Origin of the sequence: Nucisporomicrobium flavum (genome assembly GCF_016464385.1) — a bacterium.
Taxonomy (GTDB): Bacteria; Actinomycetota; Actinomycetes; order Mycobacteriales; family Micromonosporaceae; genus Actinoplanes; species Actinoplanes flavus_A.
The window spans coordinates 14,202-39,156 of sequence record NZ_JADMLH010000005.1 but is presented as its reverse complement, the minus strand read 5'-3'; the positions used below and the strand labels follow the sequence as shown (position 1 = coordinate 39,156).

23 protein-coding genes are annotated in these 24,955 nt (G+C 70.4%); 9 read left to right on the top strand and 14 right to left on the bottom strand.

Annotation, left to right across the window (positions count from 1 at the left end; translation table 11 throughout):
* Positions 1-129: 129 nt before the first annotated feature.
* The 7 genes from IT780_RS14220 to IT780_RS14190 all read right to left on the bottom strand — a co-directional run bounded on the left by IT780_RS14220 (position 130) and on the right by IT780_RS14190 (position 7,889).
* Positions 130-1,515 (bottom strand): NAD(P)/FAD-dependent oxidoreductase, encoded by a 1,386-nt coding sequence (locus IT780_RS14220; RefSeq protein WP_199512010.1) that lies wholly within the window; start codon positions 1,513-1,515, stop codon positions 130-132.
* Positions 1,516-1,518: 3 nt separating this feature from the next.
* A complete protein-coding gene (locus tag IT780_RS14215; RefSeq protein ID WP_199512009.1) occupies positions 1,519-2,370 on the bottom strand; it encodes an ABC transporter permease in 852 nt (283 codons plus the stop codon).
* Positions 2,367-3,224, bottom strand: coding sequence for an ABC transporter permease (locus IT780_RS14210; protein ID WP_307831182.1), 858 nt, complete (start codon positions 3,222-3,224; stop codon positions 2,367-2,369). The genes IT780_RS14215 and IT780_RS14210 overlap by 4 nt, the downstream gene beginning before the upstream one ends.
* 1 nt (position 3,225) lies before the next feature.
* Positions 3,226-4,479, bottom strand: coding sequence for a polyamine ABC transporter substrate-binding protein (locus IT780_RS14205; RefSeq protein ID WP_199512008.1), 1,254 nt, complete (start codon positions 4,477-4,479; stop codon positions 3,226-3,228).
* The gene (locus IT780_RS14200) at positions 4,476-5,579 is read right to left on the bottom strand and encodes an ABC transporter ATP-binding protein (protein WP_199512007.1); all 1,104 of its coding nucleotides are present in this window, start codon (positions 5,577-5,579) and stop codon (positions 4,476-4,478) included. The genes IT780_RS14205 and IT780_RS14200 overlap by 4 nt, the downstream gene beginning before the upstream one ends.
* A 10-nt stretch (positions 5,580-5,589) precedes the next feature.
* The gene (locus IT780_RS14195) at positions 5,590-7,026 is read right to left on the bottom strand and encodes an aminobutyraldehyde dehydrogenase (RefSeq protein ID WP_307831181.1); all 1,437 of its coding nucleotides are present in this window, start codon (positions 7,024-7,026) and stop codon (positions 5,590-5,592) included.
* A gap of 215 nt (positions 7,027-7,241) precedes the next feature.
* A complete protein-coding gene (locus tag IT780_RS14190; RefSeq protein WP_199512006.1) occupies positions 7,242-7,889 on the bottom strand; it encodes an FMN-dependent NADH-azoreductase in 648 nt (215 codons plus the stop codon).
* A 123-nt stretch (positions 7,890-8,012) separates the two neighbouring features.
* Here IT780_RS14190 and IT780_RS14185 point away from each other — a divergent pair, with 123 nt between their 5' ends.
* Entirely contained in the window at positions 8,013-8,534 is a 522-nt protein-coding gene (locus IT780_RS14185; protein ID WP_199512005.1) for a MarR family winged helix-turn-helix transcriptional regulator, read from the top strand.
* Here IT780_RS14185 and IT780_RS14180 read toward each other — a convergent pair.
* Entirely contained in the window at positions 8,497-9,459 is a 963-nt protein-coding gene (locus IT780_RS14180; RefSeq protein ID WP_199512004.1) for an ABC transporter substrate-binding protein, read from the bottom strand. The two genes, IT780_RS14185 and IT780_RS14180, sit on opposite strands and share 38 nt — an antisense overlap.
* Before the next feature lie 168 nt (positions 9,460-9,627).
* On the opposite strand from IT780_RS14180, the gene IT780_RS14175 reads away from it, so the two are divergent.
* Complete coding sequence (locus tag IT780_RS14175) at positions 9,628-9,888, top strand: hypothetical protein (RefSeq protein ID WP_199512003.1); 261 nt, start codon at positions 9,628-9,630, stop codon at positions 9,886-9,888.
* On the opposite strand, the gene IT780_RS14170 is transcribed toward IT780_RS14175, so the two are convergent.
* From IT780_RS14170 to IT780_RS14160, 3 genes are all read right to left on the bottom strand, one after another.
* Positions 9,885-10,985, bottom strand: coding sequence for a type III PLP-dependent enzyme (locus tag IT780_RS14170; RefSeq protein ID WP_199512002.1), 1,101 nt, complete (start codon positions 10,983-10,985; stop codon positions 9,885-9,887). The genes IT780_RS14175 and IT780_RS14170 overlap by 4 nt on opposite strands.
* A 310-nt stretch (positions 10,986-11,295) precedes the next feature.
* On the bottom strand, positions 11,296-11,511 hold the full coding sequence (locus tag IT780_RS14165) for a DUF397 domain-containing protein (protein WP_199512347.1): 216 nt from the start codon (positions 11,509-11,511) through the stop codon (positions 11,296-11,298).
* 44 nt (positions 11,512-11,555) lie between these two features.
* Positions 11,556-12,404 carry a helix-turn-helix domain-containing protein gene (locus IT780_RS14160; RefSeq protein ID WP_199512001.1) on the bottom strand — a complete coding sequence of 283 codons (849 nt, stop codon included), beginning with the start codon at positions 12,402-12,404 and terminating at the stop codon, positions 11,556-11,558.
* Positions 12,405-12,611: 207 nt separating this feature from the next.
* Here IT780_RS14160 and IT780_RS14155 point away from each other — a divergent pair, with 207 nt between their 5' ends.
* Entirely contained in the window at positions 12,612-13,250 is a 639-nt protein-coding gene (locus IT780_RS14155) for a GOLPH3/VPS74 family protein (protein ID WP_199512000.1), read from the top strand.
* 74 nt (positions 13,251-13,324) lie between these two features.
* Entirely contained in the window at positions 13,325-14,926 is a 1,602-nt protein-coding gene (locus tag IT780_RS14150) for an APC family permease (RefSeq protein WP_307831180.1), read from the top strand.
* 149 nt (positions 14,927-15,075) lie between these two features.
* Here IT780_RS14150 and IT780_RS14145 read toward each other — a convergent pair whose 3' ends face one another.
* Positions 15,076-15,627, bottom strand: coding sequence for a hypothetical protein (locus tag IT780_RS14145; protein WP_199511998.1), 552 nt, complete (start codon positions 15,625-15,627; stop codon positions 15,076-15,078).
* A 409-nt stretch (positions 15,628-16,036) separates the two neighbouring features.
* Between IT780_RS14145 and IT780_RS14140 the strand changes: the two genes are divergently transcribed.
* From IT780_RS14140 to IT780_RS14130, 3 genes are all read left to right on the top strand, one after another.
* Positions 16,037-17,929 (top strand): Xaa-Pro dipeptidyl-peptidase, encoded by a 1,893-nt coding sequence (locus IT780_RS14140; RefSeq protein ID WP_199511997.1) that lies wholly within the window; start codon positions 16,037-16,039, stop codon positions 17,927-17,929.
* A 178-nt stretch (positions 17,930-18,107) separates the two neighbouring features.
* Positions 18,108-21,065, top strand: a complete 2,958-nt coding sequence (locus IT780_RS14135) for a 3-keto-alpha-glucoside-1,2-lyase-like domain-containing protein (protein ID WP_199511996.1) — start codon at positions 18,108-18,110, stop codon at positions 21,063-21,065.
* Between the two features lie 57 nt (positions 21,066-21,122).
* A complete protein-coding gene (locus IT780_RS14130) occupies positions 21,123-21,968 on the top strand; it encodes an SCO6745 family protein (protein WP_199511995.1) in 846 nt (281 codons plus the stop codon).
* A 20-nt stretch (positions 21,969-21,988) separates the two neighbouring features.
* On the opposite strand, the gene mgrA is transcribed toward IT780_RS14130, so the two are convergent.
* Together mgrA and IT780_RS14120 are read right to left on the bottom strand one after the other, a co-directional pair.
* Entirely contained in the window at positions 21,989-23,035 is a 1,047-nt protein-coding gene (mgrA, locus tag IT780_RS14125) for an L-glyceraldehyde 3-phosphate reductase (RefSeq protein WP_199511994.1), read from the bottom strand.
* Positions 23,032-23,460, bottom strand: coding sequence for a phage holin family protein (locus IT780_RS14120; RefSeq protein WP_199511993.1), 429 nt, complete (start codon positions 23,458-23,460; stop codon positions 23,032-23,034). The genes mgrA and IT780_RS14120 overlap by 4 nt, the downstream gene beginning before the upstream one ends.
* A 122-nt stretch (positions 23,461-23,582) precedes the next feature.
* On the opposite strand from IT780_RS14120, the gene IT780_RS14115 reads away from it, so the two are divergent.
* A complete protein-coding gene (locus IT780_RS14115; RefSeq protein WP_199511992.1) occupies positions 23,583-24,134 on the top strand; it encodes an RNA polymerase sigma factor in 552 nt (183 codons plus the stop codon).
* Positions 24,131-24,934, top strand: coding sequence for an anti-sigma factor (locus IT780_RS14110; protein ID WP_199511991.1), 804 nt, complete (start codon positions 24,131-24,133; stop codon positions 24,932-24,934). Before IT780_RS14115 ends, IT780_RS14110 begins: the two co-directional genes overlap by 4 nt.
* Positions 24,935-24,955: the final 21 nt, after the last annotated feature.

Here is a 24,955-nt window from a genome sequence, read left to right as displayed (position 1 = left end):
GACCTATATCACGGATTACTCATTCATTCCAGCTTTCGATTGATCTGCCAGTACGTCTTCTGCGATATGGCAACCTGCGGCAGAGCACAGTGCTTATTGGCCCGCGGCCGGACGCTGAATGGATATCCGTCATGAGTCGAAGCCCAGCCCGACCCGGTCCAGCGTCCGCAGCCACAGGTTGCGACGGCCGTCGTGCCGGTCGGCCTGGGCGATCGACCAGCGGGTCAGCTGGATGACGCCCGTACGGACCGGCTCCGGCGGGAACGGCACCGGCTTGCTGCGGACGAGCCGTAACGCTGTCAGTTCCGTACGCCGCCCGTCGAGCAGGTCCAGCATCACGTTGGCGCCGAAGCGGGTCGCGCCCACGCCCAGCCCCGTGTAGCCCGCCGCGTACGCCAGCCGCCCGCCGTGCGCCGTACCGAAGAAACCGCTGAACCGGCTGCACGCGTCGATGACGCCGCCCCATTTGTGGGTGAAGCGCAGCCCTTCCAGCTGGGGGAAGGTGTCCCGGAAGTGCTGGGCCAGCACCCGGAACGTCTGCTCGCGCTGGTCGTGGTCGGTGGTGATGCGCCCGCCGCGGTAGTAGACGGCGTCGTAGCCGCCCCACAGGATGCGGTTGTCCGCGCTGAGCCGGTAGTAGTGGAACTGGTTGCCGGAGTCACCGACGCCCTGCCGGTGTGCCCAGCCGATCGCGGCGAGCTGCGTGTCCGTGAGGGGTTCGGTCATCAGCGCGTAGTCGTAGACCGGGATCACGTAGTGGCGCAGGCGGCGCAGGAGGGTGCCGTACGCCCCGGTGGCCAGCGCAACCCGCCGGGCATCGACGCGGCCGCGCAGCGTGTGCAGGCGCAGGCCGCCGCCGGTCACGTCGATGCGGTCCACGCGGGTGTTCTCGTACAGCCGCACGCCCAGCTCCAGGCACGCCCGGCGCAGGCCCCAGACCAGCCGTGCCGGGTCGACCATGGCGCAGCCGTCGCGGTCCCAGACGCCGCCCAGGTACGTGGGGGAGTCCAGCTCCGCCCGCACGGCGTCCCGGTCGAGCAGCCGCACGTCGGCTCCCCGAGAAGCGGCCGCCTCCTGGTACGCCCTCAGCTCCCGCAGCTGCCAGTCCGCGGTGGCGACGTGCAGTTCACCCGTACGCGAAAAACCGCAGTCGATCCCGTGCCGCCGCACCGTCTCCTCGATCTCGTCGAGGTTGCGCCGACCCAGCCGTTCCAGGGTGTCCATCTCCGAAGGGAAGCGGCTGAGCCCGTTGTCGAAGCCGTGGGTGAGGCTGGCCGCGCAGAAGCCGCCGTTGCGCCCGGAAGCCGCCCACCCGGCCGTGCCCGCCTCGACGACGACCACGTCCCGGCCGGGGTCGCGTTCCTTGGCCAGCAGCGCCGTCCACAGCCCGCTGTACCCGGCGCCGATGACGGCCAGGTCGGCGGTCTCCGCGGCCGCGAGCGGGTCGGCCGCCGCCGGCGCGCCCTCCTGCCGCAGCCAGTACGGCTCCGGCGCGGCGTCCGCGAGCACGTCCACGGCCTAGACCCGCCGGCGCGGCCGGGACCGGATGCTCGCCGCCACCGCGATCAGCACGCCGGCCAGGAAGATCAACGTGCCCATCACGTTGACCTGCGGCGGCAGGCCGACCCGGGTGGAGCCCCAGATCCACAGCGGGAACGTGGTCGTGGTGCCGGCGGTGAAGTTGGTGACCACGAAGTCGTCGATGCTCAGCGCGAAGGCCAGCATCATGCCGGAGCCGACCGCGGGCAGGATCATCGGGAACGTGATCCGCCAGAACGTCGTCCACGGGTTCGCGCCGAGGTCGGCCGCGGCCTCCTCGATCGAGCGGTCCAGGGTCAGCACCCGGGCGCGGACCAGCACCGCGACGAACGAGATCGAGAACATGACGTGCGCGATCGTGATCGTCACCGCGCCCAGGCCGACGCCGAGGGACACGAACAGTGTCAGCAGCGAGGCGCCCATCACCAGCTCGGGGGAGGAGATGGCGGCGAACATGACGAGGTTGAGCACGCCCGAGCCGCGGAAGCGGTAGCGGCCCAGCGCGTAGCCGATGCCGGTGCCGAGGGCGCCCGCGATCAGCATCGTCGCCAGCGCGACGAGCAGCGAGGTCACCAGCGCCCGGGTCAGCTCGTCCAGCTCGAAGACGCGGCCGTACCACTTCAGCGTGAAGCCTTCCCAGGTCTGGTTGTAGCGGCCCGGGGTGTCGTTGAAACCGAACAGGATCATGATCAGCACGGGCAGGGTCAGCCAGGCGATGACCAGCCACGTGTACGCGTGCAGCACCCGCCCGCCGGTGAGCCGGTTCCGGCGGGTCGCGGTGGGCTGCGCCGGCGGCGTCTGGCGCGTCTCGGGTTCGAGGACCTGGGTCATCGCGCCGCCACCTTCATCACGTCCTCGGTGCCGAGCGCCCGCGCGTACGCGAACACCCCGATGAGCAGCACGGCCATCAGCGTGAACGACAGCGCGGACGCGGTCGGGTAGTTCGAGCTGGTCAGGTACTGCGACTGGATGACCTGACCGATCATCGTGGTGGACGAGCTGCCGAGCACCGCCGAGTTGACGTAGTCGGAGCTGGCCGGCACGAACGTCATGAGCACGCCGGCGAACACCCCGGGCAGCGCCAGCGGGAAGATCACCTTGCGGAAGGCGGTGGCCGGGTCGGCGTACAGGTCCCGGGCGGCCTCGACGACGCGCGGGTCGATGCGTTCGAGGGCCACGTAGATCGGCAGCACCATGAACGGCAGGAAGTTGTAGGCCAGGCCGCCGATCACGGCCGCCGGCGTCCCGAGGATGTGCGCCGAGGACGACAGCAGGCCGAGGTGCTTGAGCGGGCCGAGCACCATGCCGTCGTCGGTGAGGATCTGCCGCCACGAGATGGTGCGCAGCACGAACGACACGAAGAACGGCAGGAGCAGCAGGAACAGGTACGTCGCCTTGCGGCGCCCGGCGTAGAAGGCGATCCAGTACGCGACCGGGAACGCCAGCACGATCAGGATCAGCGTGGTGACCGCCCCGTACGCCAGCGAGCGGACCAGCTGCGTGCGGTAGTTGACGATCGCGTCCGCGTACGTCTGCCAGTGGCCGGTGAAGACGTACCCGGTGACGACGTCGCCCTCCTGCAGCGACAGCGACAGCATCGTCACCATCGGCACGACGAAGAACAGCAGCAGCCAGAGCCCGCCGGGCAGGACCAGCAGGTACGGCGCGAGCCGGCGGCGCAGCACGTCAGCCCAGCACGATGGGTTCGAAGATGCTCTGGTACTCCTGCTGCTCGGCGGCGGTGGCGAAGTCGCGGTAGTAGTGCAGCCGGGCGTAGTCGTCCGCGGTGGGGAACACCAGCGGGCTCTTCGCCACCGCCTCCATCGACGCCTTGTCCGCGCCGGTGGCGGCCGCCGCATCCTTCTTGATCTGCTCCTTCGCGGCCGGCACCGGGCACACGTAGTTGATGTACTCGGCGAGCGACGCGGCCACGTCGACCTGATAGAAGAAGTCCATCAGCTTGATCGCGTCCGACGGGTTCTTCGCCGTGATCGGGATAGCGAAGTTGTCGGTCCAGATCGTGCCGCCCTCCTCCGGGATGACGAACTTGAAGTTCGCACCGTCGGAGACGTTCTTCTGGAAGATGTCGCCGGACCAGGCCTGGGTGATCCACACCTCGCCCTTGCCGAGCGCGTCGACGTAGCTCTGGTCGTAGTAGTTGCGCAGGATGCCCTGCTGCTTCTGCTCCTTGAGCTTGGCGGCGGCCTTCTTCCAGTCCGCCGGGGCCGACTTCGCCGGGTCGATGCCGAGCGCCAGCATGCCGAAGTTGCCGAGCTCCTGAGTGTCGGAGAACATGCCGACCTTGCCCTTGAACGCCGGGTCCCACAGGTCCGCCAGCTTGGTGATCGGCCGGTTGACCTTCTTCGGGTCGTACGCGATCCCGGTCATGCCCGACGTCCACGGGATCGTGTACGCGTTGCCCGGGTCGAACGCCTCCTTGGCGTACGCGGGGTCGGCGTTCTTCGCGTAGTTCGGCAGCTTGGAGTGGTCCAGGGGGGCCAGGAAGCCGGACTGGACGAACTGCTTGAACTGGATGCCGTTGGTGATGACCATGAGGTCGTAGCCGATGTCCTGCCCGGCCGCCAGCTGCGGCTGCACCTTGGCGAACCAGGGGCCCATCTCCTGGATGACCTCTTCGTACTTGACCTGCACGCCGGTCGCCGCGGTGAACTTCTGCAGCTCGGGGTGCTTCGGGTCCATGTAGAGCGGCCAGTTGGCGAACGTCAGCTTGCCGTTGCTGGTCTTGCCGTTCCAGTACTTCGCGACCGCGTCGGCCGCGGGGGCGCTGGCGGCGGGGGAGCCCTTGCCCTTGACCCCGCAGGCGCTCAGGGCCGCGCCGAGCGCCGCGAGGCCGGACATCCGCAGCGCGTCGCGGCGGTCCAGCCGGCGCGAGGTCAGACCGCGGACGAGGGAGGGATCGGGTATGCGGGGGTGGCTCATGAGACTCCGATCGGGTACGAGTGCTGCGCGCTCCAGGTGAGGAACACGCGGTCGCCGGGTCCGGCCAGGTCCTCGGCCGAGTAGGCGTTCTGGTCGAAGACCACGAGGTCCGGGCCGGCGGCGGTACGCACGGTGTAGTTCGTGGAGGTGCCGTGGTAGACGACATCGGTCACCACGCCGGAGAGCACGCTGCCGGTCGTGCCGGTGGGCTCGTCGCGGCTGAGGTCGATCTTCTCCGGGCGTACGGACACCTCGAGCGCGCCGCCCGGCTTGACGGACTCCGGCACCGCGACGAGCACCCGGTCGCCGTCGCCGTAGCGCAGCACGGCCACCCCGTCCTCCACGCCGTCCACCGGGCCGTCGAGCAGGTTGGACGTACCGATGAACCCGGCCACGAAGCGGGTGGCCGGCCGCTCGTAGATCTCCCGCGGCGAGCCGAGCTGGTCGATGCGCCCGGCCTCCATCACCGCGATGCGGTCCGACATGGTCAGCGCCTCGCCCTGGTCGTGGGTGACGTAGACGAACGTGATGCCGACCTCGCGCTGGATGCGCTTCAGCTCGATCTGCATCTGCTGGCGCAGCTTGAGGTCGAGCGCGCCGAGCGGCTCGTCGAGCAGCAGCGCCCGCGGCCGGTTGACCAGCGCCCGGGCCAGCGCCACCCGCTGCTGCTGGCCGCCGGACATCTCGCGCGGCGAGCGCTTGTCCATGCCGCCCAGCGAGACGATCTCCATGATCTCGCCGACCCGGCGGCGGATCTCGTCCCGGGCGACCTTCCTGCGCTCCAGCCCGAAGGCCACATTCTGGTACGTGTTCAGATGCGGGAACAGCGCGTACGACTGGAACACCATGTTGACGTCGCGCTTGTTGGGCGACACCCCGGTCACGTCGCGGCCGTCGAGGTACACGGTGCCGCCGGTGGGCTCCTCGAACCCGGCGATCATCCGCATCGTGGTCGTCTTGCCGCAGCCGGAGGGTCCCAGCAGCGAGAAGAACTCACCCTGGCGCACGCTCAGGTCGGTGGGTCGTACGGCCTGCACGCGTTCGCCGTGGGCCAGGAATTCCTTGTGCACGCCGGCGAGCTCGATCGCGACATCGTTCATGGGTACCTCTTCAGCCGAGCCGACTCATCACGTGCTTGATCCTCGTGTATTCCTCGAAGCCGTAGACCGACAGGTCCTTGCCGTGCCCGGAGTGGCCGAACCCGCCGTGCGGCATCTCGGACACGAACGGCAGATGGGTGTTGATCCAGACGGTGCCGGCGTCGAGGCGGCGGGTCATCCGCATCGCCCGTCCGTGGTCGCGGGTCCACACGCTGGCGCTGAGCCCGAAGCGTGTGTCGTTGGCGAAGCGGACCGCGGCGTCCTCGTCGTCGAAGGCCTGCACGGTGACGACCGGACCGAACACCTCGTCCCGGATCATCTCGTCGTCCTGGCGCAGGCCGGCCACGACGGTCGGTTCGACGAAGTACCCGCGCTCGCCGACGCGCCGGCCGCCGGTGACGATCTCGGCGTGGTCCGGCGCCCGGTCGAGGAACCCGCGTACGCGCGCCAGCTGGGTCTCGTTGTTCAGCGGCCCGTAGTCCGCGTCCACCTCGCCCGGCGCCCCGACTGTGGTGTCCTTGGCGGCCGCGGCCAGGGCGGCGGTGAAGTCGGCGGCGATGCGGCCGTGCACCAGCACCCGGGTCGCCGCGGTGCAGTCCTGCCCGGCGTTGAAGTAGCCGGCACCGGCGATCGCCCGCGCGGTGGCCTCGACGTCCACGTCGTCGAAGACCACGACCGGCGCCTTGCCGCCCAGCTCGAGGTGCACCTTCTTCAGGTCGGCCGCGGCGGACGCGGCCACCTCCATCCCGGCCCGGGTGGAACCGGTGATCGAGACCAGCCGCGGCAGGGGATGGGCCACCAGGGCCCGGCCGGTGTCCCGGTCGCCGCAGACCACGTTGAACACGCCGGGCGGCAGGAACTCGGCGGCGATCTCGGCCAGCATCACGGTGGTGACCGGCGTGGTCTCCGAGGGCTTGAGCACGACCGAGTTGCCGGCGGCGATCGCCGGGGCGATCTTCCACACCGCCATCATCAGCGGGTAGTTCCAGGGCGTCACCTGCGCGCAGACGCCGATCGGCTCGCGCCGGACCCAGGACGTGTGCCCGGCCAGGTATTCGCCCGCCGACCTGCCCTCGAGCATGCGCGCCGCGCCGGCGAAGAAGCGCAGTTCGTCCAGAATGGGCGGCATCTCCTCCCGGGCGGTCAGCCCGAGCGGCTTGCCGGTGTCGCGGCACTCGGCGGCGACCAGCTCATCGGCGCGCGCCTCGACGGCGTCCGCGATCCGCAGCAGCGCGCGCTGCCGCTCGGCCGGTGTGGTGTCCCGCCACACCTCGAAACCCGCGGCGGCCGCGTCCATCGCCGCCGCCACATCGGCCTCCGAGGAGACGGGCGCGTGCGCGTACGTCTCACCGGTGCTCGGGTCCAGCACCGGCGCCGTCCGCCCGTCGGCCGGGTCGGCGCGCGACCCGCCGATGACGTTCTGCAGCACGGGCGACGCAGCGCTCACTGATCGGACCTCCCCGGTCGGCGTTGACGGACCTTGACACACGCCAAGCCGTCAAGACAAGGGAATCCGAAGCATTTTCCAAGCCCGAAACGAAATCAGGGGTATGGGTACGTTCCCGCGACGCAATCCGAGGTGGACGGGCGACCGCAAGAAGCTTCCCGTGGCGGCACCGCGGCCCGGTGGACCGGCCGGGGTGCGGTGCCGCCCGTGGCGGTTCAGGCGGTGACGGGCAGGGCGCCGAGCGCGCGCCCGGCCTCGCGGGCGGCGCTGAGCGCGCCGGCGTGCATCCGGGCCGCCTCGTCGGTGAAGGCGTCCAGCGCCGGGTTGACCCCGACCAGGGTGAACTCCCGCTCGACTACGGTCAGGTCGGCACCCCAGGAGTCCGCGATGATCCGGCGCAGGTACGGCGTGGAGTGGTCCCAGCCCTCGCGCGGGGTGCCGGAGCCGTACGCCCCGCCGCGCACCGTGGCCAGCACGACGGGCTTGCCGGCGAGGAACGGCGTACCGAATCCGCGCGGGTCCGTGGCGACCAGGTCGATGTACGCCTTGAAATGCTGGGAGACGCCGAAGTTGTAGAGCGGCACGGCGAACAGGATCGCGTCGGCCGAGAGCAGCTCGTCGACGAGCGTCGCGGCGAGGGCCACGGCCGCGCGCTGCTCCTCGGTGCGGTCGTCCTCCGGCGTCATGCCGGCGCTCACGGCGGCGGCCCACGCGGTCGCGGGCAGCACGTCCACGCCGATGTGGCGCTGCACGACGGCGTCGCCGGGGTGGGCGGCGCGCCACTCCTGCTCGACGATGTCCGCGATCTCGCGGCTCGCCGAGCCGTGCGTACGGATGCTGGCGTCCAGCCGGAACAGGGTCACGGCAACTCCTCGAGGTTGGGTTCAAGCTTGAAGTCACCGTAGCACCACAACTTCAAGCTTGAATCCAGATGCGAGATCGGTCACGTCGCTTCACCCGTGAAGTCGCGTCGTACGCTGAACGGCATGCCGGAGGAACCGCGGTGGCTGCAGAGCTGGGAGCGTGACGCCTGGCTGGCGCTCGCCGGGCTGATGTTCAAGCTGCCCAGCGCCCTGGACGCGCAGATGCTGCGCGACAGCAACCTCACGCTGTTCGACTACTTCGTGCTCAGCCAGCTGTCCATGTCCCCGGGGCGCACGCAGCGGCTCAGCGACCTGGCGCACCACGTCAGCAGCTCGCTGTCGCGGCTGTCGAACGTGGTCAAGCGGCTGGAGCAGCGCGGCCTGCTCCGCCGGGAGCCCGACCCCGAGAGCCCTCGCTACACCACGGCGGTGCTCACCGACGCGGGCTGGGACGTCGTGGTCGCCGCGGCGCCCGGGCACGTCGCCGCGGTCCGCCGGTACGTCATCGACGGGCTCACCGAGGAGCAGGTGCACGTGCTGCGGGAGGTCGCCTGCCACGTGGCCCGGCGGGTCGACGAGTCCTGCGGCGAGGCGCCGCGGGAGGCGCCTAGGGAAGCAGCTGGTCCAGCGCCGGCGGCCGGGTGAAGATGCCGTCCTCGCTGCCCAGCGTGGCGAGCCGCTCGAGCGACGGCCGGTTGATGTCGTGCGGCCAGTCCGGCAGGATCATCGACGTCCGGACCACGTCCGAGATCGGCGTGTACGTGCCGATGATGTCGCGGACCTCCTCGGGGTGTGCCGTCGCGTAGGCCATCGACTCGTTGATCGCCGCGGTGAAACGGCCGACCACATCCGCGTCCTGCGTGGCCGTCGTGGAGCCGGTGAAGTAGAGCGCGACCGTCAGGTCCGCGGCCGTGTCCACGAAGTTCGAGGCGATCACCTGCGAGCCCTGGGTGAGCGCCTCCGACAGCTGCGGCTCGACGACCCACGCCGCGTCGATCTGCCCGGACTGCAGCGCCGCCGGCATCTCGGGGAACGGCAGGGCGGTGAAGACCAGCTTGGCCGGGTCACCGCCGGCCCGGCGCACGGACTGCCGTACGGTCGTGTCGCCCAGGCTCTTCAGCGCGTTGACCCCGATCTTCTTGCCGGCGAGATCCTTCGCGCTTTTGATCGGGCTGTCGTCGGGCACCACGACGGCGGAGAAGTCGCGCCCCGGCCGCCCGTTCGACGTGACGCCGTTGGCCACCACCTTGAGCGGAACACCGTCGGCCTGCGCGGCCATCAGCGAGGTCGCGTTGCTGAACCCGAACTGGTACCTGCCCCCGGCCACCCCCTTGACGATGGCGGCGCCGCCCTGCTCCTGCACCAGCGTGAGGTCGAGGCCGCGGCTGCTGAAGAACCCCTTCTTCTTCCCGAGGTACGCCGGGGCGACATCGACGATCGGGATCACGCCGAGGCTGATCCGGGTGCCGCCGCCCGCCGGGGGCGCCGGTTTCCCGCCGTCGTCGGAGGTGCAGGCGGCCGCCGCGAACACGGTCGCCGCCACGGCGAGCGCGGCGAGAATCCGGCGCATGAGGAACTCCTGTAGGTCACGACACGAACACGCTCGCCGCACGCTACCCGCGAGTTCGGCCGTGCGGAACCGGCCGGAACGGACGAAGATCCGCGCCGAACCGCCGACCGGACCGGAACCTGCCGAACTGCCCTGGTACCGCCGGAACGCGGCGGCGAGGATGGCGGCATGGACGACAGCAGCCTCACGGCATGGCTGCTCGACGGCGATCCGGCCGGGCGCTGGAAGGTGACGGGCGACCCGTGCGACCGCGCGCGCATCGCCACCGAGGGCTGGGGAGCGCGGCTCCTCGCCGAGCAGGATCCGCAGGGCACCTGGCCCGTGGTGGCGCCGTACCCGGGCAAGCAGTGGTTCGTGCCGGAGCCGCGCGGGCTCAGCCGCCGGAACACCGCCCGGGCGCGGGCCGTGCTGCGCTGGTGGGACGGTTAGATCATGATGACCCGGGGCGGCGGGAAGCCGTTGAAGCGCGACGCGTAGACGCTGGTGTACGCCCCCGCCGACCCGATCAGCAGCTCGTCGCCCTCGCGCAGGTCGGCGGAGAGCAGCACGTCGCGGGCGAACGTGTCCTGGCTGTCGCAGGTCGGCCCGGTCAGGTGGTAGCAGCGGCGCAGCCGGGTGCCGCGGGTGTCGTGGATCGGGTAGTGCAGGTGCCCGCCGGACTCCAGCACCTCCATGAGCCCGTGGAACACGCCGAGGTTCGTGTGCGCCCACCAGCCCGACGGGCGCTCGGCCACCCCGATCACCCGGCAGCGGAACGTCCCGGCCTCGGCGACCAGGCAGCGGCCCGGCTCGGCGAAGACCTCGACCGGGTACGGCAGGTCCGCCAGCCCCGCGGCCGCCACCCGTCCGAACGCGGCCAGCGGCGGCACGGGCTCGTCGTACGCGGCCGGGAAGCCGCCGCCGATGTCCACCATCTCCAGCCGCACGCCGGCCCGCAGGAGACGGTCCATGATGCCGGCGACGTCGCGCAGGGGTTGCTGCAGCGCCGCCGGGTCCAGCATCTGCGACCCCATGTGGAAGGTGATCCCGTACGGCACCAGCCCCAGCTCGCGGGCCTCCAGCAGCAGCCGTACGGCGCCGGTGGCGTCCACACCGAACTTGCCCTCGCTGGGTACGACGCTGTCCTGCCCGCCGCTGATCAGGCGGGCGTACACGCGGCTGCCGGGCGCTTCCTCGGCGACCCGGTGCAGCTCCTCGACGCTGTCCACACTGAACCGGTGGACTCCGGCGGCGGCCGCGCGGGCGGTCTGCTCGCGGGCGCGCACGGGGTTGCTGAAGATCAGGTCCTCGGCCCGTACGCCCGCACCCGTGAGGGTCTCGATCTCCTGAAAGGAGGCGACCTCGAAGCCGGAGCCGGCGTCGTGCAGCGTCCGGAGCACTCCCGGATGGGTGTTGCATTTCGTGGCGTAGAACGGGCGGACGCCGGGGAAAGCGGCCCGGAAGGTGTCGAGCGCGGCGACGATGCGGTCGGCGCGCATCTGCAGGACCGGGCCGGTCCGGGTGTCGACGATGGGATCGACGGTCACGACGCGAGGAAATGACTGGCGCACCGGGATGCCCCTTACGCTGAGTTGTCGTTTCAATGCGGAGCGTGTGCTACTCAGTATGCATGGCGCCCGCGGAAACGTCGATGACCTGGGGGCATGGAGATCAATACCGAATGATCAAGCTATTGAGCTGGGTAAACGCAATTCGGGACACCCGCGCGGATGCCCCGAATGCGTCGTGCTACTCCCCTGATCAGCGGAGTTGCACCATCTTGAATTCGATCATGGCCCTTCGGGAAGTTGACTTTGAGTATCTACTTCCCATCTCTGAGTACAGATCGGTAGGCTCTCAGCGGTTGATATCGAACTCGCCGCACTTGGCCGAGTTCACAAACTCGGTCCAATGCGCCGGGTTGAAGATGAGAGCGGGACCGGAAGGGTTCTTGCTGTCGCGAACGGCAACGGCTGTGTCGAGGAAGGCGACCTCGACACAGTTGTTGCCGCCGTTTCCGTTGCTGCGACTGCTCTTTTTCCAAACGGCAGCGTTGAGATGGTGCGCTGGCATGCCCATGCACCTCCCTTCCATATGCGGTTGTGCGTGCCGGCCCCTTACGCGCGCAAGAGGCTCTCGATCATCTTAAGCGTGAGGCGCGGGTCGAGCGCCCGGGTGCTCAACTGATCGAACTCCGCACGGTAACGTGCGACCTCTGAATGTTGCTCTTCGTAGAGGTCTCCCGCAAGACCCTCCAGGTAAACTACATCCAGATGAGTGGTCTCCGGGAACTCCAAAAGTGCTGCTGAACCGCCCAGGAACGGATGTTCGCCGGCGTCGAACGGCAGGATTTGGACCGTCACGTTCGGTAATTGAGCCACGTCGATGAGAGACCGCAGCTGGTGATCCATCACGTCGGGGCCGCCTACGGAGCGTCGCACCACCGATTCATCGATGATCGCGAAGAGCTGGAGCGGGTTGGCGCCGCGCAGCCGGTCCTGCCGCTTCAGCCGCAACGCGACCCGCCGGTCGATGTGCTGCGGGGAGTCCGTCGAGCGGCCCGTGCGCATGAGCGCGCGGATGTAGTCCTCGGTCTGCAGAAGCCCTGGTAGGACGATGGGTTCCCACACCCGCAGGGAGGCCGCCTCCGCCTCCAGGCCGATGAAGTTGCCGGGGCGCATGATGTCGCGGTAGTCGGTCCACCACGTCTTCTGGCGCGACGAGCGGGCCAGGTCCATGAGGGCCTCGCGGTACTGCTCGTCGTCCACGCCGTACAGCACCAGCAGGTCACGGACGTCGCGGGGAGTGACGGCGACCCGTGCGGTCTCGATCCGGGTGACCTTGGCGGCATGCCATTCGAAATGCCGGGAGACATTCTCCTGGGTCAATCCGGCGCGTTCGCGGCACCGTTTCAGCTCCGTGCCCAAACGACGTCGCCGCAGCGTAGGACCTTCGTCTGTGGACACCCGTGGCTCCCTCGATCGTGGGACGTCGACAACCCGTCTGTATCGCCCCGTGATCCATCGTAGACGGGCGGGGTCGACGAGAAGTCTAGTACTTCTTGCATTGTCCTCGGGGGTCGGTACATGATGCTCCCGACAGCGAGTTATTGCCTTCTATACGGGCAGTTGCCCGACGGCGTAACGGTTCGATGTGTCTTAAGGAGTGGCGGCGTGCTGGCTGACCAGTTCTTCCTGATCGCGCACGAGGACCGCACCGGCCGGTCCCGTCTGCACCCCCGGGCCACCGGTCTGGGTCTGGCTGCCGCCCTGCTGGGCGAGCTCATGCTAGAGGGGCGGCTGCGCTGTTTCGACGGCGACCTCTACATAGAGAGCCGGCAGCCGCCGCGTGACTCCCTCGCGCACTCCGTGCTGGAGCTGCTCATCTCGCAGCCGCAGCACCGTGAGCTGCGCACCTGGCTGGCGTACCTGTCGCAGGACGCGGCCGACCGGGTGGGGGAGCGGCTCATGCGCTCGGGCGCGGTCGAGTCGGTGACCCGCCGCCGCATGCTCAGCACCCAGACCTTCTACATGCCCAACAACGAGGTGCAGCGCAACGCGGCCGCGTGGGCGCCGATGCGGCTCGCCAACATCATGGTGCGCGGACTGGAGATGTCCATCAGCGACCGCGTGCTGGCCGGCCTGGTCGTCGCGACCGGCCTCACCCGCCACGTGCTGTGGGACTTCGAGGTCCACCGGCACGCCCTCACCCAGCTGCCCACCGCCATCGGGTCGCTGCCCGAGGACCTGCGCCAGCTCATCGAGCACACCGAGGCATCCGTCGGCTCCGTGCTCGCCGTCGGTCGGCGGTGAGTGCCGTCGGCCGTCACCATCGCCGGCGGGACAACATCGACCAATGGGCTGGGAGGCTCTTGATGGGGAGTGACGTGACAGAGCCCGACATCGTGTCCACCGCCCTGGCACGTAACCGGCTCGGCGTTCCCTCGGTGGTCTTCTTCGGAGTCGCGGGCGCCGCTCCCCTCACCGTCATCATCGGGGCCATCACCACCATCTACGCCGTGGTCGGCAACACCGCCGTCCCGGTGGTGTACCTGGTGGTCGCGGGGATCCTCTCGATCTTCACGGTCGGGTTCGTCGCGATGAGCCGGCACATCGTCAACTCCGGCGCGTTCTACTCGTACATCAGTCACGGGCTGGGGCGGATACCGGGCGTCGGCGCGGCGTTCGTGGCGCTGCCGGCGTACGCGATGATGCAGATCGGGCTGTTCGGGCTGTTCGGCGTCGTGGCGTCCGGGGTGCTCAACGGGCTCGGGCTGAACGTCGGCTGGTTCGCCTGCGCGATCGCGGCGTGGGCGCTGACCGCGGTGCTCGGCGTGCTGTGGGTCGACCTGAGCGGCAAGGTGCTCGCCGTGCTGCTGGTCGCCGAGATCCTCATCGTGCTCATCTACGACGTGGTGATGGTCGCCAACCCGGCCGACGGCTCGGTCAGCTTCTCCACGCTCAACCCGGCGCAGGTCCTCACCCCCGAGGTCGCGGCCATGATGGTGCTCGCCATCGCCGGGTTCGTCGGCTTCGAGGCGACGGTCGTGCTCTCCGAGGAGGCCAAGGACCCGAAGCGGACGATCGCCCGGGCCACCCACTGGGCGGTCATCCTCGCGGGCCTGCTCTGCGGGCTCTCCGCGTGGGCGATGTCCGTGGGGGCGGGGCCCGGCAACATCGTCTCGGTCGCCAAGGCGGAGGAGACGGACCTGGTCTTCACGCTGGTCAGCCCGCACGTGCCCGAGGCGCTGATCAACATCGGCTACGTGCTGTTCATGACGAGCATCTTCGCCGCGTTGCTCGCGTTCCACGCCGCGGTCTCGCGCTACCAGTTCGCGCTGGGCCGGGAGGGCGTGCTGCCGCGGGCGTGGGGCTACACGCATCCGCGTACCGGCGCGCCGATCGTCGGCTCGATCACGCAGAGCGTGCTCGCGCTCGGGGTGCTGGTCGTCTACCGGCTCACCGGCGCCGACCCGCTGGTCTACCTGTTCGCGTGGCTCACGGTGGTCGGCGGCCTGGGCGTGCTGATCCTCATGTGGAGCGCGTCCGCGGCGGTCATCGCGTTCTTCGTCCGGCACCGCCACCAGGAGAACGTGTGGCGCGGCAAGATCGCCCCGATCACCGCGTTCGTGCTGCTCAGCATCATCCTGGCCGCGACGATCTACGGGCTCGGCGACCTGCTGCAGGTGGAGTCCGGCTCGATGTTCCACTGGATCTTCCCGACCGGGTACGCGGTCTTCGCGCTGGTCGGCTTCGTCTGGGCCCTCGTCATGCGGGCCGCCCGCCCCGAGGTGTACGCCGCGATCGGCCGCGGCGCGGACGGCGGCTTCATCGCCGACGCCCCGCGGCTCAAGGGATCGCACACCGAGCCGATCAGCGTCCGCGCGATGCTGAACGCCGGCGCCGTGCCGCAGCTCCCGCCGGAGCCGGACGCGCCGCCGGGACCGCCCCGGTGGGAGACCCCACCCGAACCGTCCCGGTGGACCTGACTTTTCCCCGCGACGACACGCCGGACCGCCCGCCGACCCGAAGCGAAAGGAGGTCACCCGTACGGGCCGGAATTCCGTCAGCCCCCCAAGAGCCCGGTGCTCCGGCCGGCGGCGGCGGGCGGTCGGCGTGTCACACGATCCAGGAGCTGCTAGGCCGCCTGCGGGAACTGGTAGATCCAGAACTGCTGCGCGTCCATCATGCTGGCGTCGCAGTTGCCCGACAGCCGGTGCAGCATCAGCCGGATCACCCGGCTCATCTTGCGGGCCTCGTCGTTGTGCTGGCAGAAGTCCAGCCCGATGATCCCGTTCTGGGCCGCGGCCAGCAGATACATCGCCTCGACCAGGTCGGCGAACGACGACCGGGCGGCCGGGGTGGGCAGCACGGCGACGAAACCGCAGTACCAGATCTTGCGCTGGGCGTAGAGCTCGGGCCAGCGCCGCTCGAAGTACTGCGGTGAGATCAACGGCATCGCGTCGAGGTCGTTCGTGTACGTCGACATCCCGCACATGTTTCCCTCGTCGTCGAGGCTGAGGTACTTCTGTACCCGGCCGTCGCGCATGACCTCGTCGAACTCGTTGCGGTACATGAGGTGCCGCTGCACCGCGAGGGCGTTCAGGCCGCGGAACGACTCCTCGTACATCTTCCAGGCCGACTCGATGAGCTCGTCGTCGTTGATCTGCTCGACAACCTTGATAACCATGCGATGCTCCCCGAATGACTGATGGTCGAGGCCAGCAATGCCCAGGCACTCAAGCCGATCGATGGTCTTTCTGACCACAGCGTACGGAGCGTATTCGTCGGATTACAAGGCGTGATTTATGCCAAGGTCAACGTGTCCTTTAATGACCGGCGAGCGTGATCAACCGGACGAATGAACCGCTGCTCATCCTGGGACGTGCGTCAGAAGCGATCGTACCCCCGCGAGGGTGCTTCCACCCCGGTGCCGGTGGGGACAGGGTCCATGACGCCGAGTCTAGGACTCGTGTCTGAAAAGGATCAGCCCTGTCGATCTTTCTGCGGAGCGCTCCGGGCGTCCGCGGCGCCCTGGGCATCGATGCCGGACGATAGGGTGTGGCGTCCGTACCGCCTGCGCCGGAGGCTTCTCGACGATGCGATCTTCCCGGACCGGGGCACGGCTCTGCGCCGTCCTCTCCGCCGTTGTCACCGTACTCGCGGGCGGCACAGCTGCCGTCGCCGCGCCGACATCCCCGCCCACCGCCGTGACCCCGTCGGGCACCCAGCCCGTCTACGACTACACCCAGGCCATCCGCGAGCAGGTGTGGGTGCAGGCGCCCACCGACAGTGACGCCGACGGCGAGCCGGACCGGGTGGCGGTGCGCATCATCCGCCCGCGGGAGACCGAGGCCGGCGTCAAGGTCCCGGTGATCTTCCAGCCGAGTCCCTACTATGCGGGGCTCAACGACGTACCGAATCATGACGACGTCGACCGCGACGGCGCCGCCGCCCGGCGCAGCGCCTCCCCGGGCGCGGACCGCGCGGCCGAGACTGTCACTTTCTCCGGTTACCTGGACAACTACTTCGTTCCGCGCGGTTACGCGGTGGTGTTCGCCGACAGCCTCGGCAGCGGCGGCTCCACCGGCTGTCCCACCTCGGGCGGGCGCAACGAGACGCTGGGTATGAAGGCGGTCGTCGACTGGCTCAACGGCCGGGCCCGCGGCGTCGACGCGACCGGCGCGCCGGCCCGGGCGTCCTGGTCGACCGGGCGCACCGGCATGATCGGCGTCTCCTACAACGGCACGCTGCCCAACGCGGTCGCCGGCACCGGCGTCAAGGGGCTGGAGACGATCGTGCCGATCGCCGGCATCTCCAGCTGGTACGACTACTACCGCGCGAACGGCGGGGTGGTGGCGCCCGGCGGCTTCCAGGGCGAGGACACCGATGTGCTGGCCAAGGCCGTCCTCACGCGGGCGAACCCCGAGGTGTGCGCCGGCGTGATGGCCGACCTGGAACGCGAGCAGGACCGGGTGACCGGCGACTACAGCGCGTACTGGGCCGAGCGTAACTATCTGCGGGACGTCGGCAAGGTCCGTGCCAGCGTGTTACTGGTGCACGGGCTGCATGACGACAACGTCCGCACGGGACAGGCCGGGCAGTGGTGGGACGCCCTGGCCCGCCGCGGGGTGCCGCGCAAGATCTGGCTGCACCAGGCCGGGCACACCGACCCGTTCAACGTGCGCCGCGACGTCTGGCTGGAGACCCTGCACCGTTGGTTCGACCAGTGGCTGTACCGCATCGACACCGGCATCATGCGCGAGCCGATGGCCGACGTCGAAGTCGCGCCGACGGTGTGGCGTACGTCCGCGACCTGGCCGCCGACGGGCACCCGCGCCACCACCTTCGCCCTCGGCGGTCCGGCCGCGGACGGGCGCCCGGGCACCCTGCGGCCCGGCACTGCGGGGCCCGGTGCGCGGCAGACGTTCGTCGACGACCCGTCCCGTACCGCGGAGGACCTCGTCGCCGACGAGCTGAGCGCCGACCCGGACCGGCTCGCGTACCTGTCGGCGCCGCTGGAGCGGGAGACCCGGCTGTCCGGCACGCCGCGGATCTCGGTCCGCGCCGATCTCGCGGGCGAGTCGCCGTACCTGACCGCGCTGCTGGTGGACTACGGGCCGGCCGACCGGTACGCGGGGCTGCGCAGCCTGCCGGTGCAGGACTGCGTCGGCCCGGGTATCCCCGAGGACCCGGGGTGCTTCACCCGCCGTGAGTACGTCACCGCCACTACGCCGCTGGAGATCGTGTCGCGGGGCTGGATGGACGTCCGGAACCGGATCTCCCCGTGGCGCACGACGCCGATCCGGGCGGGGCGGCCGTACACGTTCCGGTGGGATCTGCAGACCGAGGACCACGTCTTCGCGGCCGGGCACCGGATCGGGGTCGTCGTGATCTCCACCGAGCGCGATCACACCCTGCGGTACCCGGGCGGCACGACGGTCGGCGTGCGCCTCGGCGTGTCCAAGGTGGTCCTGCCGCTGGCCGGCTGACGCGCACCCGCGGACGGGCGGATCGGCCTCGTGCCGGTCCGCCCGTTTGTCGCTTACTTTCGAATTTTCCGAGGAAAGTTCAGCCCTATGAGGCAGAAGTTCTGGTGCGAGCGTCGATAGTGGACCAAGATATTCACAGCCGTGCATCGAGCCGGTAACAGGAGTTCGAAGGAGCAGCATGGTCCGTGCTCTCGTCCTCAGCCTCATAGCCGCGTCCGCCGCAGTCGCCGCCCACCCGGCCGCAGCGTCCGCCGCCGACCTGCCACCCCAGGAGCCGGGGGTCACCCTCCGCACGTTCGACACCCGCGTCCCGCTCACCCGCATCTGCACGCTCAAACCGGGGCAGACGCCGAACGTCGACAAGCTGATGCCCGACGTCGACTACACCGGCGACGAGTTCGGCCTGCAGGACAACTTCGTCGCGCATGTGCTCGGCAACCTGACCGTGCCCGCCGACGGCACGTACACCCTCCGCCTCGCCAGCGACGACGGCTCCCGCCTCGCGATCGACGGCAAACCCGTGGTCGACAACGACGGCCTGCACGGCGTCGAGTCCAAGGAGGGCACCGTCGAGCTCGGCGCCGGGCCGCACGCCCTGTTCGTCGAGTTCTTCGAGGCCGGCGGCGGCCAGCAGCTGACGCTGTCGTGGCGCCCGCCCGGCGCCGACGACTTCAGCGTCGTCCCCACCTCCGCGCTGAGCACCGACGCCGGCGTCGTCCGGGTGACCGCCCCCGGACAGAAACAGTGCGAGGGCGCCACCGACACCCCCGGCGACGGGCTGCCGCTCGACGCGGTGAACCCCGGTTACACGCTGACCGACCTGCGTCCCAACGGTTTCGAGCCGCAGGTGTCCGCGATGGACTGGACCAAGGACGGCCGGCTCGTCATCGCCACGTGGGGCGGCAGCGAGACCACGAACGGCGAGGTCTACATCCTCGACCACGTCACCGGGCAGACCGACCCCAGCAAGGTCTCGTACAAGAAGGTCGCCTCGGGCCTGAAGGAGCCGATGGGCGTCGCGGTCGTCGACGGCTCCATCTACGTGTCACAGAAGCACGAGCTCACCGAGCTGGTCGACAGCAACGGGGACGAGGTCGCGGACTCGAAGCGTACGGTCGCCACCTGGCCGTACGGCGGAAACTTCCACGAGTTCGCGTTCGGCCTGCTTTACAAGGGCGGAAACTTCTACCTCAACCTGTCGGTGGCCATCGACTACGGCGGCGCCACCACGAACCCGCAGCCGGCGGCGAACCGGGGCACGAGCATCGTCGTGAACCGGCGCACCGGCAAGGTCACGTACGTCGCGGGCGGGCTGCGTACCCCCAACGGCCTGGGCTGGGGTCCCGGCGGCGGCCTGTTCGTGGCCGACAACCAGGGCGGCTGGCTGCCGGCGTCGAAGCTGGTGGAGATCAAGCCGGACCGGTTCTTCAACCACTACACGAACCCGGCCGGGCCGTACGACGCCAACCCGGTGACCAAGCCGGTGCTGTGGCTGCCGCAGAACGAGATCGCCAACTCGCCGAGCACCCCGGTCCTGCTCCAGCAGGGTCCGTTCGCGGGCCAGATGCTCTTCGGCGACGTCACGTACGGCGGCCTTCAGCGCGCCTTCCTCGAGAAGGTCCACGGCGAGTACCAGGGCGCGGTGTTCCGCCACACCCAGGGCCTCGAGGTCGGCGTCAACCGGACCACGATCGGCCCGGACGGGTCGCTCTACATCGGCGGGCTCGGCGCCGGCGGCAACTGGGGCCAGGAGGGCAAGCTCACGTACGGCCTGCAGAAGCTGACGCCCAACGGCACCACGGCGTTCGACATGAAGTCCATGAGCGCCACCCGCGGCGGCTTCACCGTCGAATACACCAAGCCGCTGTCCGACGAGACAGTCGCGAACCTCGCCAAGGCGTACCAGCTCGAGCAGTGGCGCTACGCCCCGACCGAGCAGTACGGCGGCCCGAAGGTCGAGGAGGAGAAGCTGACCGTCAGCGGCATCCGGCTCTCCGCCGACCGCCGCCGGGTCACGCTCACCGTCGACGGGCTGCTGCCCGGCCGCGTGGTGCACCTGCGCTCACCACGGCCGTTCAGCGCCCAGGGCGGCGAGCAGCTGTGGAGCACCGAGGCCTGGTACACGCTCAACGCCATTCCAGGTGCCCAGCCCGACCAGGTGTTCTACGAGGCAGAGGAGGGCCGCCGCCAGGGCGGCGCGGGCGTCGGCACCGACCACCGCGGCTACTCCGGCATCGGATTCGTCGACAACTTCGGCACCCTCAACGCCTCGACGACGATGCACGTCGACGTGAAGAAGGCAGGCGACTACGAGGTCGGCCTGCGCTACTCCAACGGCCCCAACCCGTTCCAGGGGAACAAGACCGTCAGCGTGTACGTCAACGGCAAGAAGATCCGCCAGACCGTCCTGCCGACCACCAACACCTGGGACGACTGGGCCACCAAGACGGAACGGCTGGCGCTGCGCCGGGGTGACAACACGGTCCAGTACCGGGTCGACGCGGAGGACACCGGCCACGTCAACCTGGACCTGATCACCGTACGCAGGCCGGGGGAGCGGATCGTGCTGTTCGACGGCACGGACCTCGCCGAGTGGCAGCACACCGACGGGCGTACGGCGAGCTGGCCGCGCGTGGGCGACGGTGCCATGGAGGTGTGCTGCGGCGACCTGCGGACCCGCCAGGCGTTCGGCGACTACAAGCTGCACGTGGAGTTCAAGGTGCCGCTGCTGCCGCCGGACGTCACCGGGCAGAACCGTGGCAACAGCGGCGTCTACCAGCAGGAGCGCTACGAGCTGCAGGTGCTCGACTCGTACGGCGACACCACCCTCGACACCAACGAGGCGGGCGCCATCTACCTGCAGAAGGCCCCGGACGTGAACGCCGCCACGCCGCCGGAGACGTGGCAGACGTACGACATCGACTTCCGGGCGGCCCGCTACGACGCGGCCGGCGCCAAGACGGAGAACGCCCGCATCACGGTGGTGTGGAACGGCGTGAAGGTGCACGACAACATCGAGATCACCGGCGTGACGGGCGGCAGCATCGCCGAGGGCCCGGCCACGGGCTCGATCCGCCTGCAGGACCACGGCAACAAGGTCCAGTACCGCAACATCTGGATCGAACCGCAGAACTGAACCGCTTTCCGGGGATTGGCTGTCCCACCGCGGCCTCGGCCGCGGTGGAATCGCTCCATGTCCGTCGTCCGCCGGTTCTGGCAGCTGTACGAGCCCCTGCACGCCGTCACCTACTTCGCCCCGCAGGCCCGGGAGGCGTTCGAGAGCGCCGGACTGCGGGGCTTCTGGCGCGGCTACTTCGCCGGACGGGCCGCTCCGCTCGGCGCCGTACGGGCCGCGCCCGTCACCGCCCTCTTCTACGGGTTCGCGCCCGGCATGGTCGCCCGTGCCCTGCCGGACGTGTGGCACCGGGCAGCGCCGGAGCAGGCGCTCGCCGCCCGCCTCGACGGCGCGGTGGCCGCCCTGCGGGCCGTGCTGCCACCCGACCCGGCCGCATGGGCGGAGGCAGCCGGGCTCCTGGAGCGCGCCGCGGCGGCGGCGGTCACGGACGGCCGCGCGCTCGGCGCCGCCAACGCCGCCCTGCCCCGGCCCGAGGGCGAGCTCGCGCGGATGTGGCAGGCCGCCACGGTGCTGCGGGAACACCGCGGCGACGGACACATCGCCGCACTGGTCGGCGCCGGGCTCAGCGGCCTGCAAGCGCTCGCCCTGCGCGACGCCCTGTACGGCGGCCGGGACCAGCTTCAGCCGAACCGGGGCTGGACCGACGCGGAATGGGACACCGCAGTTGTGGCGCTGGCCGAGCGGGGCCTGCTCGACGCCGAGGGCCGCCCCACGGCGTCGGGGGAGGAGACACATCGGAGCGTCGAGAGCCGTACCGACGTGCTTGCGGAGCACCCGTGGACGGCGTTGAGCGCTGTCGAGCGGGACCGGCTGGCGGAGCTGCTCGTGCCGTTGGCCCGGGGCGCAGCGGCGGTGGTGCCGTACCCGAACGCGATGGGCCTGCCCCACCCGGACGGCGCGTAGCACCGCCTCACCGGTCGGCCCTACAGCGTGCCCTGCCGGGCGTCCTTCCACAGATCCACGGAGGTCGTGCCGGCCTCGAGGATCTTGTCGATGGTGGCGAGCTCCTCGTCGTCGAACGACAGGATGTCCAGCGCCGCGACGTTCTGCTCCAGCTGCTCCACCCGGCTCGCGCCGATGACCAGGGACGTCACCCGCGGGTCGCGCAGCGCCCATGCGAGGGCCATCTGCGCGAGGCTCTGCCCGCGTTGCTGCGCCACGTCGTTGAGGGAGTTGAGCCGCGACACCATCGCGTCGTCGAGCCAGTCCCGGTCGAGGGAGGTGCCCGCGGCGGCGCGCGAATCCTCCGGGATGCCATTGAGGTACTTGCCCGTGAGCAGGCCCTGGGCGAGCGCGGTGAAGCCGATGACCCCGGCGCCGACCTCGTCCACCGCGTCCAGCAGGCCCTCGGTCTCGATCCAGCGGTTCAGCATCGAGTACGACGGCTGGTGGATCAGCAGGGGAGTGCCGAGGTCGCGCAGCAGCCCCGCCATCGTCCGGGTGTGCTGCGCGTCGTACGACGAGATGCCGACGTAGAGTGCCTTGCCCTGGCGGACGGCGGTGTCGAGGGCGGTGGCGGTCTCCTCGAGCGGCGTGGTGGGGTCGAAGCGGTGCGAGTAGAAGATGTCGACGTAGTCGAGGCCCATCCGGCCGAGCGACTGGTCCAGACTGGCGAGCATGTACTTGCGGCTGCCGCCGCCCTGGCCGTACGGGCCCGGCCACATGTCCCACCCGGCCTTGGTGGAGATCACCAGCTCGTCGCGGTACGGGCGGAAGTCCTCGCGCAGCAGCCGGCCGATGTTGACCTCGGCGGAGCCGTACGGCGGTCCGTAGTTGTTGGCCAGGTCGAAATGGGTGATCCCGAGGTCGAAGGCGCGCCGGGCGATGGCCCGCTGCGCCTCGAACGGCCGGTCGTCGCCGAAGTTGTGCCACAACCCGAGCGACAGCACGGGCAGGTCGAGGCCCGAGCGGCCGGTGCGGCGGTACTGCATCCCGCTGGTGTAGCGGTCGGAGGCTGCGGCGTAGGTCACCGGCGGCGACCTTCCCGTGCCGCCGCCTTGACGGTGCCGACGTCGCGCTTCGTGCTGTCGACCGCCTCGGTGGGGGCGGGCGGGGTGGCCTGCTGCACCTGCTTGCGGCCCAGCAGCGCGGCCACACCGGCGGCGGCCAGCACGAGCACCGCCACGATGAGCGCGGCCAGCCAGTCGGGCAGGGCGAGCGCCAGGGCGGCGCCGATGGTCAGCAGGAGGGCGGAGACGCCGTACAGGGCGAGGACGCCGGCGCCGCCGAGCATCCCGGCGCCCGTGCCGGCGCGTTTACCCTTCTCCACCATTTCCGTGCGGGCGAGCTCGAGTTCCTGCCGTACGAGCGTGGAGACCTGCTCGCTGATCTGGCTGACGAGCGCGCCGGCCGACGCATCGGCGGGCCCGTCCTGCCGCATCCGGATATCGGTCATGGCCCCTGTGCTACCCCAGGTCAGGGCGAATATGCCCACCGGATTCGTACGATCGTCCTGCGGTGTGAGCTGAGTCACTCGAATCGGAGAACCGTCGGGAGGTGATCGTCGTCTTGCCTGGTGTGAGACGAAACCTGGACGCGGCCGACGAGGACGAGCTCGTACGCCGCACCGCCCGCGGGGACCGGCGGGCGTTCGACGAGCTGTACCGGCGCACCTCGCCGTGGCTCGCCGTGCGGCTGCGGCGCCGGTGCGCCGACGAGGACGTGGTCGCCGACGTGCTGCAGGAGACCTACCTGGCCGTGTGGCGGGCCGCGGGCAGCTTCGCCGGGGCCGCCACCGCCGGCAGCGCGGTCGGCTGGCTCTGGACGATCGCCGCCAACCGGCTGGTCGACGCGTTCCGCCGCCGGGCGAGGCACGCGCAGCCGCCGCCCGTGCCGCTGCTGGAGACCACGGCCCCGGCTGCGGAGGACGAGGTGATGGCCGCCCGCGTCGGCCAGGACCTCGAACAGGCCCTGCTGCGCCTGCCCACCGAGGTGCGGCAGGTGCTGCGGGCCATGGTTCTCGACGGCCTCTCCGTACGGGAGACGTCGCTGCTGCTCGGGGTGCCGGAAGGCACGGTGAAGTCCCGCGCGCGGCGGGCTCGCATCGCTCTGCGGGAGGCACTGTCATGACCACCCATCCGAACCTCGCCGTGATCTCCCGCTACGCCGAGGGTGACGCGGACCTCGACGACGCCACCGTCTGGTCGGTGGAGGTGCACCTCGAGGGCTGCGCCGACTGCCGGGCCCGGCTCGCCGGCAGCACCACCCCGGACACCCGGGCGCTGCTCGACCGGGTCGCCACCGCCGTGGACGAGGGCATCGAGGCGGGGCCGCGCCCGGCCCGGGTGCGCCGGGCGTGGTCGCCGGTGCGCCGCCGCTGGCTCGTCTGGGCCGCGGCGCCGTGGCTGGGCATGACCCTCAGCGCGCTGGCCTGCGCGGTCCTGCTCAGCGTCGCCCTGCCGGACCTGCCCTCCCTGGTGCTGCTGCTCGCGCCGGTGGCACCGCTGCCCGGCGTCGCCGTCGCGTGGAGCCGCCGCGCCGACCCGGCCTGGGAGCTGATCGCCGGCGCACCCGGCGCCGGGCTGATGATGCTGCTGCGGCGTACCGCGACGGTGCTCGCCGTGGTGGTGCCCGCGCTCGCCCTGGCCGGTGTCGGCACGCGGGAATCCCTGGCGCTGATGCTCCTGCCCAGCCTGGCCTGCACCGCGGCCACGATCGCGCTGGGTGGCCGCTTCGGCGTGCGCCGGGCCGCGCTCTGGGTCGGCGCGACCTGGGCCGCCGCGGTCGTGCTGCCCAGCATCGCCACCGCGGACATCCCCGTCGTGCTGCGCCCGGCCAGCGTCCCGGTCTGGGCCCTGGCCACCGTGGCGCTCGCGGCGTACGCGATGACCCGGGCCGACGACTACCGCAGGCTGGCGAGCCGTGACTGACCACCCGAACGACCTCGAGAG